The 16,955-nt window shown below is 33.3% G+C and carries 19 protein-coding genes; 8 read left to right on the top strand and 11 right to left on the bottom strand.

From position 1 onward, the window contains the following. Positions 1–46 precede the first annotated feature (46 nt). Together rmuC and IL45_RS00145 are read right to left on the bottom strand one after the other, a co-directional pair. Positions 47–1,504 (bottom strand): DNA recombination protein RmuC, encoded by a 1,458-nt coding sequence (gene rmuC / locus IL45_RS00150; protein ID WP_036578923.1) that lies wholly within the window; start codon positions 1,502–1,504, stop codon positions 47–49. 128 nt (positions 1,505–1,632) lie between these two features. Next, positions 1,633–2,232: a nitroreductase family protein gene (locus tag IL45_RS00145; protein WP_036578922.1), complete on the bottom strand. Its 600-nt coding sequence runs from the start codon at positions 2,230–2,232 to the stop codon at positions 1,633–1,635. 103 nt (positions 2,233–2,335) lie between these two features. On the opposite strand from IL45_RS00145, the gene IL45_RS00140 reads away from it, so the two are divergent. Next, entirely contained in the window at positions 2,336–2,674 is a 339-nt protein-coding gene (locus IL45_RS00140; RefSeq protein ID WP_051788586.1) for a winged helix-turn-helix transcriptional regulator, read from the top strand. 23 nt (positions 2,675–2,697) lie between these two features. Here IL45_RS00140 and IL45_RS00135 read toward each other — a convergent pair whose 3' ends face one another. The 4 genes from IL45_RS00135 to IL45_RS00120 form a co-directional block, all read right to left on the bottom strand. Next, positions 2,698–3,186, bottom strand: coding sequence for an AAA family ATPase (locus IL45_RS00135; protein WP_036578919.1), 489 nt, complete (start codon positions 3,184–3,186; stop codon positions 2,698–2,700). Next, the gene (locus tag IL45_RS00130) at positions 3,186–3,692 is read right to left on the bottom strand and encodes a TlpA family protein disulfide reductase (protein WP_036578918.1); all 507 of its coding nucleotides are present in this window, start codon (positions 3,690–3,692) and stop codon (positions 3,186–3,188) included. The genes IL45_RS00135 and IL45_RS00130 overlap by 1 nt, the downstream gene beginning before the upstream one ends. Before the next feature lie 425 nt (positions 3,693–4,117). Next, positions 4,118–4,657, bottom strand: coding sequence for a hypothetical protein (locus IL45_RS00125; RefSeq protein WP_036578917.1), 540 nt, complete (start codon positions 4,655–4,657; stop codon positions 4,118–4,120). Between the two features lie 145 nt (positions 4,658–4,802). Further along, entirely contained in the window at positions 4,803–5,666 is an 864-nt protein-coding gene (locus IL45_RS00120; protein ID WP_006795068.1) for a sigma-70 family RNA polymerase sigma factor, read from the bottom strand. A 332-nt stretch (positions 5,667–5,998) separates the two neighbouring features. Here IL45_RS00120 and IL45_RS00115 point away from each other — a divergent pair, with 332 nt between their 5' ends. Continuing rightward, the gene (locus IL45_RS00115) at positions 5,999–6,682 is read left to right on the top strand and encodes a DUF2490 domain-containing protein (RefSeq protein ID WP_036578914.1); all 684 of its coding nucleotides are present in this window, start codon (positions 5,999–6,001) and stop codon (positions 6,680–6,682) included. Here IL45_RS00115 and IL45_RS00110 read toward each other — a convergent pair. Further along, positions 6,679–7,095, bottom strand: coding sequence for a hypothetical protein (locus tag IL45_RS00110; RefSeq protein ID WP_036578912.1), 417 nt, complete (start codon positions 7,093–7,095; stop codon positions 6,679–6,681). The genes IL45_RS00115 and IL45_RS00110 overlap by 4 nt on opposite strands. A gap of 209 nt (positions 7,096–7,304) precedes the next feature. Between IL45_RS00110 and IL45_RS00105 the strand changes: the two genes are divergently transcribed. From IL45_RS00105 to IL45_RS00095, 3 genes are all read left to right on the top strand, one after another. After that, positions 7,305–8,750: an L-serine ammonia-lyase gene (locus IL45_RS00105; protein ID WP_036578911.1), complete on the top strand. Its 1,446-nt coding sequence runs from the start codon at positions 7,305–7,307 to the stop codon at positions 8,748–8,750. Positions 8,751–8,845: 95 nt separating this feature from the next. After that, positions 8,846–9,352 (top strand): PH domain-containing protein, encoded by a 507-nt coding sequence (locus tag IL45_RS00100; protein WP_036578909.1) that lies wholly within the window; start codon positions 8,846–8,848, stop codon positions 9,350–9,352. A 154-nt stretch (positions 9,353–9,506) separates the two neighbouring features. Beyond that, positions 9,507–10,874, top strand: a complete 1,368-nt coding sequence (locus tag IL45_RS00095; protein ID WP_235183300.1) for a PH domain-containing protein — start codon at positions 9,507–9,509, stop codon at positions 10,872–10,874. 3 nt (positions 10,875–10,877) lie between these two features. On the opposite strand, the gene IL45_RS00090 is transcribed toward IL45_RS00095, so the two are convergent. Further along, positions 10,878–11,369 (bottom strand): hypothetical protein, encoded by a 492-nt coding sequence (locus IL45_RS00090; protein ID WP_051788585.1) that lies wholly within the window; start codon positions 11,367–11,369, stop codon positions 10,878–10,880. A 58-nt stretch (positions 11,370–11,427) separates the two neighbouring features. Between IL45_RS00090 and panB the strand changes: the two genes are divergently transcribed. Continuing rightward, positions 11,428–12,246 carry a 3-methyl-2-oxobutanoate hydroxymethyltransferase gene (gene panB, locus IL45_RS00085; protein WP_036578906.1) on the top strand — a complete coding sequence of 273 codons (819 nt, stop codon included), beginning with the start codon at positions 11,428–11,430 and terminating at the stop codon, positions 12,244–12,246. On the opposite strand, the gene IL45_RS00080 is transcribed toward panB, so the two are convergent. Both IL45_RS00080 and IL45_RS00075 read right to left on the bottom strand, forming a co-directional pair. Continuing rightward, on the bottom strand, positions 12,243–13,514 hold the full coding sequence (locus IL45_RS00080) for a DUF2254 domain-containing protein (RefSeq protein ID WP_036578904.1): 1,272 nt from the start codon (positions 13,512–13,514) through the stop codon (positions 12,243–12,245). The genes panB and IL45_RS00080 overlap by 4 nt on opposite strands. A gap of 66 nt (positions 13,515–13,580) precedes the next feature. Next, positions 13,581–14,348, bottom strand: a complete 768-nt coding sequence (locus IL45_RS00075) for an alpha/beta hydrolase (RefSeq protein WP_081866497.1) — start codon at positions 14,346–14,348, stop codon at positions 13,581–13,583. A gap of 80 nt (positions 14,349–14,428) precedes the next feature. Here IL45_RS00075 and IL45_RS00070 point away from each other — a divergent pair, with 80 nt between their 5' ends. Further along, entirely contained in the window at positions 14,429–14,839 is a 411-nt protein-coding gene (locus tag IL45_RS00070) for a tellurite resistance TerB family protein (RefSeq protein WP_036578903.1), read from the top strand. Positions 14,840–14,949: 110 nt separating this feature from the next. Continuing rightward, a complete protein-coding gene (locus IL45_RS00065; protein WP_036578901.1) occupies positions 14,950–15,381 on the top strand; it encodes an Hsp20/alpha crystallin family protein in 432 nt (143 codons plus the stop codon). A gap of 157 nt (positions 15,382–15,538) precedes the next feature. Here IL45_RS00065 and IL45_RS00060 read toward each other — a convergent pair whose 3' ends face one another. After that, the gene (locus IL45_RS00060; protein WP_036578900.1) at positions 15,539–16,873 is read right to left on the bottom strand and encodes a hypothetical protein; all 1,335 of its coding nucleotides are present in this window, start codon (positions 16,871–16,873) and stop codon (positions 15,539–15,541) included. Positions 16,874–16,955 lie beyond the last annotated feature (82 nt).

The following is a 16,955-nucleotide window of genomic DNA, read 5'->3' as shown; positions in this document are numbered from 1 at the left end:
TAAAAGTGTAATAATGTAGTAGTATTACATAAATGAGTAATAAAAATTAATTTAAGCGTGGTTCTTCATCACTGCCTTCTAGAAAGTCAGGATCATTATCGATAGCGCGATTTAGTAATTTTTCATTTAGGCTTTTATTTGCTTTTGCTCCTAACTTTTTTAAACGTTCTACACGACCTATCAAATTACCAGAACCTTCTGTTAGTTTATTCATACTTGAAGAATAACTTTTCTTAACGGTATCTAATTGACTACCTACTTTAATAAGGTCTTCTGTAAGAAGTACAAATTTATCATACAATCCACCTGCTGCGTTTGCAATGTCTAATGCGTTCTTTTGTTGTTTTTCATTTTGCCACATTGTATCAATGGTACGTAATGTGGCCAGTAGAGTAGTAGGTGTTACAATAACGATATTCTTATCAAATGCCTCGCTATATAAATTACTATCTGCGTTGAGCGCCATGGCAAATGCTGGTTCTATAGGTACAAAGAGTAATACAAAGTCTGGACTTTCAATCTGATATAACTCGTGATAATTTTTACCAGATAGATCATTTACGTGTTTTTTAAGAGCGTTAACATGTTCTTTTAAATGACGATCTTGAATTTCTTCATTTTCTTCATTTACAAAACGTTCATAAGCATTTAGTGATACTTTTGAATCTATAATCATTTTTTTACCACCAGGAAGATTAATAACTACATCTGGGAAAACAGTCTTTCCTTCTTCTGTTTTAAAACTTTGCTGCACTTCATATTCAGAACCTTTTTCAAGTCCAGATTTCTCAAGAACTCTTTCTAATACCAGCTCACCCCAATTACCACGCATTTTAGCATCTCCTTTTAAGGCTTTAGTAAGGTTAGTTGTTTCCTTACTCATTTGTTCATTAAGCTCTTTAAGTCCTATGATTTGTTGTTTAAGAATACTTTGTCTTTCAATCGTGTCTTTATGAGTGTCTTCAACCCGTTTTTCAAACATTAATATTTTCTCTTGTAAAGGATTTAATATTTGCTCGATGTTTTTCTTATTCTGATCAGTGAACTTTGAACTTTTTTCATCTAAAATTTTATTAGCTAAATTTTCAAATTCTTTGGTGAATTTTTCATTCAGCTTTTCGATTTCTTGTTGCGCTTCGGCGTGTTTCTCATTTGCTTTTTCAAACGACGTACGCTGTTCTGCAAGAAGTATTTCTAAGTTGTTTTTTTCACGATTAACTTCTATATATTGTTTTTCAAGCTTATCAAGCCTTTGATTCAAGTCTTGCTGTGTTTCAAGCTTAGAAGCGATTTGAGCTTTAAGATTACTAGATTCTAATCTTAATTGGTCACGTTCAATAAGAGCTTCTTTTTGATGTTGAAGCTGAGACGATAACTGAGATTTTTCAGATTCAAGAAGATTTAAAGAACCCGAGAAACGCGTTTTCATAAATAACCAGGTTACTACAGCACCTAAGATGACACCTAGCAAAACAAATAACAAAACAGAAAGCTCTGAAGACATAAATAATGAATTTATGTAAAGGTAAAAAGGAAGTCTAGAGCTTAAAAATGAAAGAAGAAGAAGTTATTAAAAAGCCCAAACTATCTATACAGATAATTTGGGCTATCATTTAAACTTATTGAATAATCTTAAATACTCTCGATAACTTGATCTAGAGCAATTCTAGATTTAGGATTTTTACTAGGTTGATTGAAATCATCTTGATCTCTATAACCTATAGCAACAGCAACTAAAGTTGCGTAGTCACTTTGTCCTAAAATCTTATCATAATTTTTAGGTTCAAGCCCTTCCATAGGTGTAGCGTCTATTCCCATGTCTGCACAAGCACTAAGAAAAACACCTAACGCCAGATATACTTGCTTATCAAACCAAGCCTTAGTTTGTTCTACCGGTTGCGGCTTTACGTTTTCTTTATAGTAATCTACTGCACCTTTAGGCAGTTCTGATTCGATTTGCCTTTCGAATAGATCTAGATTATCAATTCTACTAAAAATGACAAGCGTATCACAATCAACAACTTTGCTAGTATTGATCCAGGATACTTTAGATAGTTGTTCCTTAGTATCTTGATCAGAAACAAATGTGAATTTCCATGGTTGACTATTAATAGAAGACGGACTTAATCTTAAAATTTCTTTTAACTGATTTATTGTATCTCCATCTATTTTTTTTGAACTATCATACTGCTTGGTCGTATAACGTTCTTGCATTGCATTTATAAAACTCATTATGCTATTTTTAAACTATAATTATTATAGCTACAAAAGTATGTATAGTATTATATCTTTGCAATGATGATGAAACAAGATTGTTTAATTTTTAGAAAAGTTTATGTATTCATTTAAAGGGAAAGAATATCCATGTTGTGCTAGCCTTACAATGGGGATTATAGGAGGAAAATGGAAAACTGTTATTATATATCATCTTATTGAAGGTCCATTGCGATATAATGAATTAAGAAAAGAAATGCCTACGGTAACCGAGAGAACACTAAGTCTGCAGCTTAAAACTCTTGAAGAAGATGGTATCGTAGAACGTAAAGTTTATACTACTAAACCACCATTAAAGGTAGAGTATTCGCTAACCGAATTTGGTAAAACTCTCATACCTTTAATTAAATCTATCGCAGATTGGGGAAATACTGTTTCGCAAGGTTATTCTGAATTTTAATTGGTATTGATAATTAGTAAAAGCTAATGCTTAATCAGTATTCCATCTGACATTTCAATCGTACTGGGCGCTTCAAACCATTCTTCCATAAATTCAAAGTTATCTTTAGTAACTTCAAATTCATAGGTATTTCCTTTTTCGATATTTCGTTTAGACACTCGAGACCATCGGATTTCCTTAGGTATATCTAAAAAATGTGTTTTAATTTCATAACCTTGAGATAAGGCAAAATCTCTAAATTTATTACGATGTTCTAATTTTGATAACCCTAAATCCAATATAGAATCAACGTTACATGATTCTAATTGCTCAATAAAATCCAGGATAATTACTTCGGATCTATCGATTCGTTCTAGAAACCAATCTAGGCCATCCTGAGTTTTTCTATCTGCTAAGAATAATTCTTTGTTCCATTTATCAATTGAAAATATAATCGCTTTATGTTTCTTTTTTAATTGATAGGAATAAGTCGTTTTACCAGATCCAGTATTGCCTACAATAAGATGTATCATTAATTCTTTTTCTTCTTTTTATAATTTGCTATATGCTTTGCGATAACCTCAGAGGTAAGCTCGTTTCCTGCTAATAATGGATAACCTTCCCATACTACTATACCATCTGGGTCAATCAATATAGCATGAGGGATCGCTTTTACTTCTAGAGCTGTTTTCATGCGTTGTTGAGAATCGAGTGCGCTGTAGTATTCTATTTTAGGGTTGCGCTGTCTCAGTACTTTTTCTTTTGATTCATCACTAATGCCAATAACTACCAAGTCATCCTTAAATTCTGTTTGAAATTCATTTAAATCTGGTATCGCTCTTTTACATGGTGCACACCAAGTAGCCCAAAAATCAACTAATATAAATTTACTTTCAGTTTCTGGTTGGTTAGAAACCCATTCTTCTACTACCAATTGCGGAGCAGGTTTATGAAGAAATGATTTTGCCCACATCTTTTTCTTCTGACCATGACACGTAATGCTTAATAAGGTAAATGCTATGATAATAAGATGTTTCATAATGTAAAGGCTTTAGTTGCAGAGAATATTTAAAGATACAAAAATGAGAAGTGTAATAGCTTGATTAATTATTTGAGATGATTAGATTATAATCATTAAACCATTAACGAACGTTTAAAAATTTAAAAGTATAATAACCTATAATTAGCCCAAATGATATCGTGAATAGTAAATTAATGAGGTTAGGCTCGGGATGATTGTTTGAGCTAGAACCAAAATCATAAAACAATTCCATCACGACATTAGGATTATGGAAATGATAATAACACGGATCTGGAATGAGGACATTGTTCAGCCAGCTGTAATTGAGAATAAACATTATTACACCACCTATAAACATAAAGCTTTATTTCAATACAAACTTTTTCATTCCCAAAATCTCCATCACTTCTTTCTACTTTTTCAGTATGATTATTAATAGTTTCTCAAAGTACTCTGTTGTCAATAAATTTTAAACCTTCAAATTCCATTTTGCCACCTAAGGGTATTACAAGTTTATTTAGAATCCATTGCTCTACTTCATCGATGTCTTTGAGAATACTTGGATAAAAGCTATCTATGAATTCGTTGTTATTACTATACCTATTGTGTGGATATCTCAAATTTAAACAATAATCGTAGGAAAATTTATCCATAAACGTGTATCCATAATAACCTAGATTATATAAATTTTCAATTATATTATAATAATCACCTCGTCGCTGTTTTACACAGTCTAATTGATGTAATAATGACCAAGTTTCAAGTTGACTTATTGATATTTCTTTAGAAATGAGACTTTTTAAATCATGATAAGCTGTTTCACTTTTATAATTCAAGTCTAAAAAATCAAAATAAGCATCTGCAGATAAATACTCCTTTAGTTCCTCGGATTGATAAACCCATTGTTCAAATTCTACTATCAACGATTTATTCATCCATACATTGAATAAACGTTCTTCGATTGAATTAGTGGTGATTGACATAGATTATAAATCTACAATTTAATTATGTTTCTGGTATTACTTTTTTAAGTGTCAACCTTGATAGTGACCTTATTCAAATGCATTTAAAAATAGCTCATAAAAAAAGCGCCCAAGAGGCGCTTTTAGTAAATTATGTAGGGACTGACTACCCTAAATATGACTTAAGGATTTTACTTCTTGAGTTTTGACGCAATCTTTTGATTCCTTTTTCTTTAATCTGGCGCACGCGCTCACGAGTTAAATCAAAAGTCTCACCGATTTCTTCTAAGCTCATAGGCTGCTGATTTCCTATACCGAAGTATAGAGAAATAACATCTGCCTCTTTTTGCGATAGTGTCTCTAGTGCGCGAGTAATCTCAAGTGTAAGAGATTCATGCATCAACTCTCTATCAGGATTAGGCGACTCACCACTACGTACTACGTCGTAAAGGTTAGAAGTTTCTCCTTCTTTAAGAGGTGCATCCATCGATACGTGACGACCTGCGTTTTTAAGAGATTGCTTCACGTCACTTACCGTCATGTCTAGCTCTTTTGCTAGTTCTTCTGGTGAAGGTGGACGCTCGTGCAATTGCTCAAGATGTGAAAATGCCTTATTAATCTTGTTAATAGATCCAATTTTGTTCAAAGGTAAACGCACGATACGTGACTGCTCTGCTAGTGCCTGAAGAATCGACTGACGGATCCACCATACTGCGTATGAGATGAATTTAAATCCACGAGTTTCATCAAATCTTTTGGCAGCCTTTACAAGACCTGCATTACCTTCATTAATAAGATCTGGAAGTTTAAGCCCTTGATTTTGATACTGCTTAGCCACAGAAACCACAAAACGTAAGTTTGCTGTAGTTAATTTCTCAAGAGCTCTCTGATCACCTTTTTTAATAAGCTGTGCAAGTTCCACTTCTTCCTCTGCTGTGATTAGATCAATTTTAGAGATGTCTTGTAGGTACTTATCTAGCGATTTAGACTCACGGTTAGTAACCTGCTTGGTGATTTTGAGTTGTCTCATTTAATGTATAAAGATTAAAAAGTTAATAGTCGCATGACAGCTTTTGTCATACAAAGTAATAGTAGCAATAATCATACCAAAACAACTTTCTCTGACACTTATTCAGACCAGTAATAGTGCGAGATACGCTACAATTCATTAGTCGTAATAACGCAGTTTTTGTTACATATATTGTTTGATAATTCTGCTTTCGCGAAAGCGTATACATCAACAGCGCTAGTACTACAAAGACTTTACAATTGATAAATAATTTTTATTTTATTGTTAGAATTGGGTTAAGAATACCTTTTTTGTGATTTCAGAGTACTTTATTTGTTAGTTATTTTTAAATTATGAAACAGGTTACACTCCTTATTATATTGTTGATGTCATGTTTATTTCTGTCAGGGCAAGAGTCTATAGACAAAACAGGTCTGTGGACTCAATACTTTGTAAATAGCAATATAGGTGCTCGATTAAAAGTTGCAGTTGATTTTCAATATCGAACTTATGAAATTCCTGATGATTTTCAACAATTTATAGGTCGTGTATCTATAGGCTATCAACCTAAAAGAACTCAAATTAAATTATATACTGGATATGGCTATTTTAATAGCGGTTCTTTTGGTAGTAGTGACGCTACTAGTTACGAGCACCGTTTACATCAAGACATTTGGTGGGATAGTGAGGTATCGGATTTTTTTGAAATCAAGCATCGTATAAGAATTGAAGAAAGATTTGTAGAGAATCAAGATTTCCGTACTCGTTTTAGATACATGCTTTTTGTAAATGTGCCTTTTAATAATAAACAAATTGTCGACGATACCTATTATCTCGCTCTGTGGAATGAGACCTTTATTAATGGTCAGACCAGCACAGGTTTAGGAAGTGTACAGTATTTTGATAGAAACTGGACTTTTGCAGGAATAGGTTATAAGCTTAATGATGACTTTAAGTTTCAGGCAGGCTATATGCATGAATTATCTCCATCGATTAAAAAAGGTCAATTAGTGTTGAGTGTATTTCAAAATATTTAATACAACAAGAATAGATCAAGAACTAAAATAGCATTCCATAATAGTACACGCATCCAGTTCCAGTTTGTTAACTTATTCAATAGTTTTAAATCGGTTGCGTTTTTATCTATATTGGCGTGCATTGGGATAAATAATATCATAGTTGTTAGCCATGTTAAAGAAACTAAAATGGTATATAGGATATTAGGGGCATGCATCGCTGGATAATATATCCAGAAATACACCATGATAGCTAGCTGTATTATCATCATAGGAGCTACAATAAATGTCATATTACGGGTATAAATACGATGCCAGCTGGATAGTCCTTTATTGCCAAAATATTTAAAACCAGGATATATTAATAGTTGTACCATCCAAATTAGTACAACCAAACCAAAATCTATTGCAAGCCTTATTATTTCAATTCTCATAACACAAATCTATATAATATAATTCTAGAAAGGAAGTCGTTTTGGTGGTTAGAAAATTACCATTTGTGAAATAAAATAAGCATGTCTTTTAAAACTGATAATTAGATGAATTTCTTAATCAAATTCATCATTCTTTATCATATAATATCTTCTATATTTGATGCCTGAAATAACGTTGTAGTACTAATAAAATAGCAATGTTTTAAGATATGATAGAGACCGCTAAAAAGATAGAATCCATAAGTGTATTTGACATGCTCAAAATAGGTGTAGGACCTTCGAGTTCTCATACTCTAGGACCATGGCGTGCTGCAAGACGTTTTATTAAAAAATTGCAAGACACTAATAAAATTGCACTTGTTAAAGGTATTGAGGTTGATTTATATGGATCTCTATCATTAACAGGTATAGGTCATGCTACAGACATTGCAGTTATCATGGGATTATTAGATGCAGATCCTGAGACCTGTGAGATTGATCAAATACCTGTAGAAGTTGATTATCTGAAAGAGCATAAGAAACTACAAATAGATGGTGTTCATCTTGTTGATTTTGATCCCAATACTCATATCCATTTTCACAAGAAGTTTTTACCTTATCATCCTAACGGTATGCGTTTTAGAGCGTTTTTAGAAAATGGAAAAATTGTATCAGAAAAATATTATTCTATAGGTGGTGGTTTTGTCGTTCAAGAAGAACGTAAAAGAGCAAAGCAAAAAAGACTAGATTTTGAATGTTTTCCAAGACCTATAGAGAAAGCAAAAGATCTACAAGATTATTGTGATCGAGAAGGTCGTCGTGTTTCTGATATCGTTTTAGAGAATGAACTATATCTTCATACTGAAGAGGAAATAGATAAGCGTTTTAAAGAAATATGGGACGTAATGCTAGATTCTATGTACATAGGTTGTCATACTGAAGGTACCCTACCAGGAGGATTAAATGTAAGACGTCGTGCTTATGATACACATTTTAAACTCAAAAAAGGAGCTGAATACTCTGACAAATATGAATGGATTGATGCCATCAGAGCTACTGAAGTAAAATTTAGGGAAATTTTAAAATGGGTTTCTTGTTTTGCGCTAGCCGTAAATGAGGTAAATGCTTCTTTAGGTCGTGTAGTGACCGCACCTACTAATGGTAGCGCAGGAGTTATTCCTGCAGTTATGATGTACTACATGGTAATAGAAAATCATGATGCAGATTTTGAGGATATAAAAAAATATTTACTAGTTGCCGGTGCGATAGGTTCTTTATTTAAAAAAGGAGCAACCATTAGTGCAGCAATGGGTGGTTGCCAGGCAGAAATAGGAGTGAGTAGTGCTATGGCTGCTGGTGCTCTTACTGAATTAATGGGAGGAACACCAGCTCAAGTTCTTATGGCTAGTGAGATAGCGATGGAACACCATCTAGGTATGACATGTGATCCTATAGGTGGACTTGTACAAGTACCATGTATAGAACGTAATGCTATGGGAGCGATAAAGGCTATTAATGCTTGTGAAATGGCACTAGATGCAGACGCTGCAAATGCTAAAGTGCCTCTAGATAAAGTGATCGAGACGATGTGGCAAACTGCACAAGACATGAATACAAAATATAAAGAAACTAGTGAAGGCGGACTTGCTGTTAATGTTGCATTATCTGATTGTTAGAATTGTCTTTCTTTGATATTAATGAATGTGTTATTTTTATGAAGATAAATGCGATTATGTAACATTTCTTAATCTTATTAGACTCATGAATTAATATGACTAATGAACAATTATTATCTCATCAACTTCCTGTAGTAGAACATAGCAATTTTGAAAAACATCCTAGACGTTTTTTAAATAAAAAGTTAGTAGCAAAATTATTCTTTTTTATTCCTGTACTTGCTGGAGTAATTATTCTATTCTTTATGGTAGAGGAATATCCTTGGATTTGGAAAGCTGCAGGTGTTGCTTGGTTCGTATTTTTAATACTCAGTGTTTTTATTTCTTATAAGGAATTCTTTGTTCGTGGATACGTTCTACGTGAACATGATATTACTTACAGGCATGGATGGTTATTCCATCATCAGATAACGATACCATTTAATCGCATTCAACATACAGAGATTAATCACGGACCTATCGATAGATATTTTAAGTTATGTGAATTAGATATTTATACGGCAGGTGGATCTAGTAGTGATCTTAGCATATCAGGATTAGATCCAGATAAAGCGGTCGCTATAAAAGAATACATTTCTGAAAAGACGGCACAGCATGCTTGATATTTCAAAGCCAACTAGACAAAGTAAACTTTCCATATTATTTTATCTTTTTAAAGGTATAAAAGGTCTGATTGCATTCGTTTTTTTTGCTGCATTTTCTATGCGTTCATGGAATAGTTTTATGGGGATAGCGGCAGTCTCTTTACTAGTTATAATGGCAACTTTAGTGGGGCCAATTGTACAGTATTGGTTTTTTAAATTTCATGTTGAAAACGATGAGCTAATTATCCAAAAAGGATGGATTTTTAAAAAGCGTAAAGCAATTCCTGTAGAGCGTATACAATCCATTAATATCACACAAAATATTGCGCAGCGCGTTCTAGGTCTGGTTGCTGTAGAAATTGATACAGCAGGATCTAAAGCCAAAGAATTAGAAATACCTGCGCTAGATCGACATTTTGCTGAGCAGCTTAAGGCATTATTAGGACGAGAAAAACAAAAAAAAGCTGTAGAAGCTAGTCCTATCACTTATGTCGAAACGTCTGATACAGAAGACATCCCTTCTGTAAAAAATGATTCCAAAATTATTTTGCAATTGAGTTTTATAGACCTATTAAAAGTTGGTATAACTCAAAATCATTTGCGCAGTGGTGGACTTGCTATAGGAGTGGTTGTAGGTTTTTGGTATAAAATTAAAGATGTTGTAGAGAATTTTTTTGGTGATATTTTTGAATCTGTAGATGTTGATATTGAACAAGCCGTAAAACAACCAGAAGCTTTCGGTTCATCAATTTTATTAATAGGAATAGGAGCTATTATTATATTTATAATAGCCTCAGTAGTGGTGAGTTTAGTAATGTCGATTAATAAGTTTTATGATTATAAAATGGAATTAAAAGATGATTATCTAGAAGTAAGAATGGGCTTACTGAGTAAAAAAGAAATTAAGATTCCATTATCTAAGATTCAACTTTTAGAATTTCATTCCAACCCATTACGCAAGCTTCTTGATTTTAAAACGGCTCGCATTTATCAAGCGCAATCGCAAAACAATCAAATATCTAGTGTAGAAGTCCCGGCATGTCAATCAGTTTTACAATCTCAATTACAACACCTCATTTTTGAAGATACATTAGAACAGCCAAAGAAAGAATTGTTAGCAAACCCATGGTCTCATGCGAGATTAGATATGTACATCGCTAGTATTTTTGGTTTGCCGTTGATTGGTATAGCTATATTTTTTGAGTTTTACTGGGCTATTTTTATACCAGTTGTATTTGTTGGTATAGTAGGAGTCATGGCTTACCAGTACGGTAAGTATAGTAAACTTACCAGAGATGATGATTTTATAGTCTTTTATAAAGGATGGTTATTTAATTCCATCATAATCTCACCAGTTTATAAAACACAAGCGGTTGAGAAATGGCGCAGTATTTTTATTAAACGTAGAGGAGAAGCTCATCTTAAAGTACATACTGCTGGTGGCTCTAGACAACTTAAATATCTGAAAGATGAAGATATTAACGCGATGCAAAACGATATTAATAATCAAGTCATCCAATCTAACAAAAGCTGGATGTAGTCCTTATGGGTACTGTCTAGTGTCTGTAATACCAGCAACCATCCATTTATCATCTATGTAAATTAATGTAAAAACGTTAGTCCCGTTATGTGTGAATCCTTTATTCATATAAAACTCATAACTAGCACTTACCGTAGCAATATCAACACTATTTGTGGTTTTTATTTGAATTAACCGTTCTTCAAAACTTACACTGTCAGGAATTTGAGCAATACCTTTAAGAAAATCATCGACAGTAGTATCTATCACTCTTCTTCCATTACTCTCAGATATGATCAGTGAATTAATTGTTACCTTATCGGCCATCATTTCTCTCATTGCTAGTGTATCTTTTTGATGAAAATATTCAAAAAATTTTATAACAGCATCTGCAGGTTTAACCTTTTCTACTATGCTTACTGTAGTAGTAACGCTGTCTGTAACAGTAGGTTGTTGAGCAAACGCTTTCGCGAAAGCGAGTATCATAAAACCTATCAATAATAAAGAGCTTCTCATGTTGTCCTATTTAGTGTGGTAATATTAGTATTTTTACTAAATATATATTGCCAAAATTATGTCAACTGCAAAAAAAGAGTACAAAAGAATCACAGTAAAATCCCTTACTGAGATGAAACGTAATAATGAGAAAATATCGATGCTTACCGCTTACGATTATACAATGGCGCGCATTATAGATAATGCTGGTGTAGACGTTATTCTTGTAGGCGATAGTGCTAGTAATGTAATGGCAGGTCATGAGACGACTTTACCTATAACGCTAGATCAAATGATTTATCATGCAAGTAGTGTGCTGAGAGCTGTAGAGCGATCGCTGGTTGTTGTCGATTTACCTTTTGGTAGTTATCAGAGTGATCCCAAAGAGGCGTTGCGTAGTGCTATTAGAATCATGAAAGAAAGTGGTGGGCATTCTGTAAAACTAGAAGGTGGTAGTGAGGTTAAAGATTCCATTAAGCGCATATTGCATGCAGGTATACCAGTGATGGGACACTTAGGCTTGACACCGCAATCGATTTATAAATTTGGAACCTATACTGTCAGAGCAAAAGAAAAAGCAGAGGCCGAAAAACTTAAAGAAGATGCTCTGGCTTTGCAACGTTGGGGTTGTTTTGCCATTGTTCTGGAAAAAGTTCCCGCTGCATTAGCACAAGAGGTAGCAGACAGTCTTACCATTCCTGTGATAGGAATAGGAGCTGGTAGTGGTGTGGATGGTCAGGTGCTGGTTTCTCATGATATGTTTGGTATGACTCATGAGTTTAATCCTCGCTTTTTAAGACGTTATTTAAATCTTTATGAAGAAATGGGTAATGCTGTAGGTCAATATGTAAAAGATGTGAAGGATGTTGATTTCCCTAACGATAAAGAGCAATATTAACTATCAATAGTGCTTTTTAAAATCTTTAAATCTGCTGGATTTTTAATTCCATTTTCTGCATCATGCATCATCAATTTTAATTGATGGTCTAATGCAGCTTTGTTATCATTACTAAGGTTTTTACATTTTTTCAAACGATTCATCATTTGAATTAACGACATCATTACCGTGAAATCATGGCTGCAGTAATTCCTATATGACGCAACGATATTATGCATGAAATGATCAAATGGAATAATAGATAGTTTTAAAATGGGTTTGTTGTCATTCATGATAATGGAATGATCAGATTTTTTTAATCGTATAGCAAATAGATCTGTAAGAAAGTTAATGGTATTAATAGCGGTTCCAGGATCATTAATTCCCGGAGACATTGCTTTAATACCTATTTCTGTAATTTGTTTAAAGCCTAATACGTAGTTGTCTTTTACAATTTCTGATTCTTGATATAAAAAGTTTTTAAGTATTTCGTCAATTTCCTCTTTGTCTAGTTCTTTATTGCATTTAAATAAAGGACTATCCATGATAAGGTATTCACCTTTATGAAATAATACTTCTAGTTGGATATCATTATCGGCACAATAACTTTTTAAACTTGTAGAGCTTATGTTTTGAATAGTTCCGGACTGTATAGAGTTGTAAGTTTTCCAGTTTTTACTATCAGGAAATTCCTTTTTACCATTATCATGTTCAATTTCCGTTTCTAATTGACTTTTTGAGTTTTGGTATATATTATTAAGAATATTATTGATTTGTATGCTGGTAGAAATACTATGTATAAAGTAAACAAATGCTGCTAGTGCAATTAATGCTGTTATGATACCGATGAGTACTGAAAAACCAGGTATCTGATAATCTTTTCCAGATGGTTCTATACCTATAATGGTTATGATATTGTATATTATACTAGATAAAAATGCCCCTAAAATTACCTGATGAGTTTTGTTAGAAATCAGACTAGGTAGAACTCTAGGAGAATAATTTGTTGCTGCTTGACTCAATAAAAGCATTACCATTGAAAATGAAAAAACTAATATACTAATGCCACCAGCGATAAGCGTGGTTAATATATTTCTTGCCGTTTCAATATCATTAACTACTAATGGGGAAAATGAATTTTGTAAATATCTCGATATACCGATGGATTCTAACCATTTCATAAGAAATGCAAATCCTAATGCTAGGACAGCATATAAAGTAGGGTAGAAGGCAATACTTCCCGTAATAGAATTAAAAAATGATTTTATTCTTAGATAAATGAATTTCATTACCTCAATTTAAGGCTAGATAATATAATAGCTGGTTAAAATAATCACAACTATCCTAATTTGAAATTATAGGTCATTAATCCATACATGATAAAATGTAAGAAAGGTGGCTCGCCATTGAGCCTCATTGTGTTGTGCTCCTTTTTCTTCAAGATAAGTAACTGTGGCGCCTTTGCGAAGTGTCAAATCATGCATACTCTTCATGTCTATTAACATATCTTTTCCTTCTTCTGTTCCTGCTGCAAAAAAATAATGTTGATTTTTTATTCCTTCAATTTGGTCTATGAGTTGAAAGGATTTTTTGCTCCACCAAAATGATGGAGAAAATATACCTGCTGATTGGAAAAAATTAGGATGTTGAATCGCTGCATAATATGCAAATAAACCTCCTAAAGAACTACCAGCTATGGCAATTTTATTCCTATTGATTTTTAATTCAAATTTTGTTATGGTCTCTGGAAGCGCCTTTTCCATAATCCATAGCAGAAAGTTTTCTGCATCGCCACCACCATATTTTTCATTTTCAAAAGGAGTTAATTCTGCCATACGCAACTCGTTGCCATGATCTATGGCAATCACAATAGATTGCTTATTCTCTGGAAAAGAAGCAATACTTTCGTCTACATTCCACTCACCAGAATAGCTCGTGTGTTCATCAAACAGGTTTTGCCCATCTAACATTACTAATAGCGGTAGTTGATTTGTTTGATAATTATCTGGAAGATATAATCTAACCTTACGATAGTCTTCTTTATACTGGATAGAATCAATGATTATTTGCTGAGCAGATATAATATGAGACATAAGCAAGCAAAGAATGTATAGAAATTTCATAGATTAATCAGATTAATTATAGACAGTTACAAATATAGACTCAAATAAATCTATTAAATTGCTAACTGAAAATTAGAAGAATGACTTATACTCTAGAAGAAAAGAAAGCCATATTGAGTGAACTTATTATGATGGCACATGCCGATCAGCACATTAAAAAAGAGGAAATAGCTTTTATTCATGCAATAGGTAAACGACTAGAGTTAGACGAGAAGGAGTTATCACACATGTTGGAACATCCTGAGGAGTTAGAAACTATGATACCCAAACAATTTGTAAAAAGAGTAGTGCATTTTCATAGACTTATGTTGATGATGCACATCGATGGCCATGTAGATGCTGCTGAATTACAGTTATTATATCAGACTGCTTTAAGATATGGGATTCGTAAATCGACTGTAGATACCTTACTCAATACCATGGAAAAGTATCCACATGGAGAGATTCCACCTTCTGAATTGATGTCCATTCATCAACGAAATCATAATTAATTGACATAACGTCATTATTTAATTGAAAAAGAACGACATTATGTCGTGTTTTTTGTGTTGGTATTAGTTTTGTCTAATAGAAAGCAAGTTCAACTTTAAAAATAATAATTATGAAACTTGCACATAGAACAACAACAAACAACTGGTTACCATCATTAATTGATGAAATGTTTACTAATGACTATATGGGTGGTACTGCGCCGATTAAATCATGGAATCCTGCGGTTAATATATCTGAGGCAGATGACAAATTTGAATTAGATATGATCATTCCAGGTTTTAAAAAAGAGAATATTACTATCGAGGTTGATCAAGATGTATTAACCATCTCTTCTGAAGTAATTAACGATAAAGAAGAGAAAACAGAGCAATTTACACGCAAGGAGTTTACATTAAAATCTTTCAGTCGTAGCTTCAATTTGCCAGATACGGTAAATAAAGAAGATATAGCAGCAGATTATAATGATGGTATCTTAAATATTGTACTTCCTAAAAAGGAAGAAGCATTACCACAGCCTAAGCGTATGATTACATTGAAGTAATAGCGGATAGAGATTGTGAAATTACAAATGCTGCACAATTGAAAGTTAAGAGGTTTTTTTGGTTAGTTACAAGTCCTTATACTTAACGTAAGGCAAAAAAAATCCCAGCCGATAGGCTGGGATTTTTTGTTGATTGAATTTTTCCATTAGTTATCTCTTATTGAGATTTAACTAAAATATAAGCACTATTAAATCTAACATCTCCTCCTGTATTGCTTGATGTAAATCCTGTTAATTGAATTAAACTAGGGTCTGTGCTTGGATTCCAGTTAATCCAATTACTTTCAAATAAAGCTCCAAAAGGAAGAGGAGTTGAAACAAAACTTGTATTAGTTATAGTATAATTAGTTCCATCTGTTACATTATTTGTAGTCAGTTGAAAATTGGCATTTCCTTGTCCAGATGTTACACGAATTATAACTTTTATTTGAAGATTTGCTGATGGATTGATTAATGTAGGGTTAAGTACTGTTTCGCAATTTGATAAATTGAAATCACCAGTGTTTCCTTGAGGAATAACATATTCAGATCCAGCTTGCCATAAACTGTATTGAACAGGAGCAGCAGAATTTGCATCACTCCAACTTGCTGTTCCAGATCCGTCTGTGGTTAATACTTGACCGGCATTTCCAGAAATAGTAGGCATGTCATATCCGTCGGTAGCATCCTGATTTCTTATGGCAAAACTTCTACCTTGAAACCAACCCGAGTATGAGTTTTGTGAGCCATCATTAATAACTGTACTATGTACGCCATATCTTATTCCTGAACTGTTTGTATTTCCTGTTACAGACTTAATTCCATAGGCAGTTCCTGTTGCCGTAGAGTTTCCATCAACGATATTATGAATTCCATAATTTTCTACGACACTGCTGTTATTAACTAATACCGTATTTTCGATACCTACATGGCTACCTGTTCCGGTACTACTGATATTTAAAAGAGCACCGGCTTTCTGTCCGCCTGGTGTACTAGTATTGCTCCCGTTGATTAAAGATGTGTTTGTCCCCATTGCTGTACTTGAATTTCTGTTTTCAAGATCCAATAACCTTTTATCTCCTCCAGCAGGTGTTTCGTTTTCTATACTTACAATTGCAGCATTGGATGAGTCTTGCCCAAAAGCTGTGCGTCCGATTCTGTAAGAATCAGAAGATGTATCAACAGTAACATCAGTTGTGGTACCTCGATCATAAAAGGCTCCCGTACCACTAGCACTCAATATATCAGTTACATTTTGAAAAGAGCTTCCATTACTAAAATAAAACCCAGCATTTGCGCCACCTTCAAGATATAATATAGTACCAGATGGTGCTACTGTTGCTGGTAATGCCGTTACTTTCGGAATTATAATACCATTATGTTCACCTGCAGATAAACTAGTTCTAGCCATAATCTCCAAATCAGCAGTTGGAGCAACGGTTCCTATACCGACTTGTGAAAATCCTATAAAGGAAAGTAAAAGTGCGAATAATAATATATTTGGTTTGAGCATGGTGAACGTTTTAAAGTATCTCAATATACTTGAAAACTATCGGTTTACATAGGCTCAACGGTCTTGCTTCTAAGGTTTTATG

It is taken from the genome of Nonlabens ulvanivorans (genome assembly GCF_000732625.1).
GTDB lineage: Bacteria > Bacteroidota > Bacteroidia > Flavobacteriales > Flavobacteriaceae > Nonlabens > Nonlabens ulvanivorans.
The sequence above is the reverse complement of the archived record's forward strand: the minus strand, read 5'-3'. Positions and strand labels throughout refer to the sequence as shown.

Coding starts and splice junctions, on each gene's coding strand:
- rmuC (WP_036578923.1), bottom strand. CDS start 1,504: ATGTCTTCAGAGCTTTCTGTTTTGTTATTTGTTTTGCTAGGTGTCATC.
- IL45_RS00145 (WP_036578922.1), bottom strand. CDS start 2,232: ATGAGTTTTATAAATGCAATGCAAGAACGTTATACGACCAAGCAGTAT.
- IL45_RS00140 (WP_051788586.1), top strand. CDS start 2,336: ATGTATTCATTTAAAGGGAAAGAATATCCATGTTGTGCTAGCCTTACA.
- IL45_RS00135 (WP_036578919.1), bottom strand. CDS start 3,186: ATGATACATCTTATTGTAGGCAATACTGGATCTGGTAAAACGACTTAT.
- IL45_RS00130 (WP_036578918.1), bottom strand. CDS start 3,692: ATGAAACATCTTATTATCATAGCATTTACCTTATTAAGCATTACGTGT.
- IL45_RS00125 (WP_036578917.1), bottom strand. CDS start 4,657: ATGTCAATCACCACTAATTCAATCGAAGAACGTTTATTCAATGTATGG.
- IL45_RS00120 (WP_006795068.1), bottom strand. CDS start 5,666: ATGAGACAACTCAAAATCACCAAGCAGGTTACTAACCGTGAGTCTAAA.
- IL45_RS00115 (WP_036578914.1), top strand. CDS start 5,999: ATGAAACAGGTTACACTCCTTATTATATTGTTGATGTCATGTTTATTT.
- IL45_RS00110 (WP_036578912.1), bottom strand. CDS start 7,095: ATGAGAATTGAAATAATAAGGCTTGCAATAGATTTTGGTTTGGTTGTA.
- IL45_RS00105 (WP_036578911.1), top strand. CDS start 7,305: ATGATAGAGACCGCTAAAAAGATAGAATCCATAAGTGTATTTGACATG.
- IL45_RS00100 (WP_036578909.1), top strand. CDS start 8,846: ATGACTAATGAACAATTATTATCTCATCAACTTCCTGTAGTAGAACAT.
- IL45_RS00095 (WP_235183300.1), top strand. CDS start 9,507: ATGGCAACTTTAGTGGGGCCAATTGTACAGTATTGGTTTTTTAAATTT.
- IL45_RS00090 (WP_051788585.1), bottom strand. CDS start 11,369: ATGAGAAGCTCTTTATTATTGATAGGTTTTATGATACTCGCTTTCGCG.
- panB (WP_036578906.1), top strand. CDS start 11,428: ATGTCAACTGCAAAAAAAGAGTACAAAAGAATCACAGTAAAATCCCTT.
- IL45_RS00080 (WP_036578904.1), bottom strand. CDS start 13,514: ATGAAATTCATTTATCTAAGAATAAAATCATTTTTTAATTCTATTACG.
- IL45_RS00075 (WP_081866497.1), bottom strand. CDS start 14,348: ATGAAATTTCTATACATTCTTTGCTTGCTTATGTCTCATATTATATCT.
- IL45_RS00070 (WP_036578903.1), top strand. CDS start 14,429: ATGACTTATACTCTAGAAGAAAAGAAAGCCATATTGAGTGAACTTATT.
- IL45_RS00065 (WP_036578901.1), top strand. CDS start 14,950: ATGAAACTTGCACATAGAACAACAACAAACAACTGGTTACCATCATTA.
- IL45_RS00060 (WP_036578900.1), bottom strand. CDS start 16,873: ATGCTCAAACCAAATATATTATTATTCGCACTTTTACTTTCCTTTATA.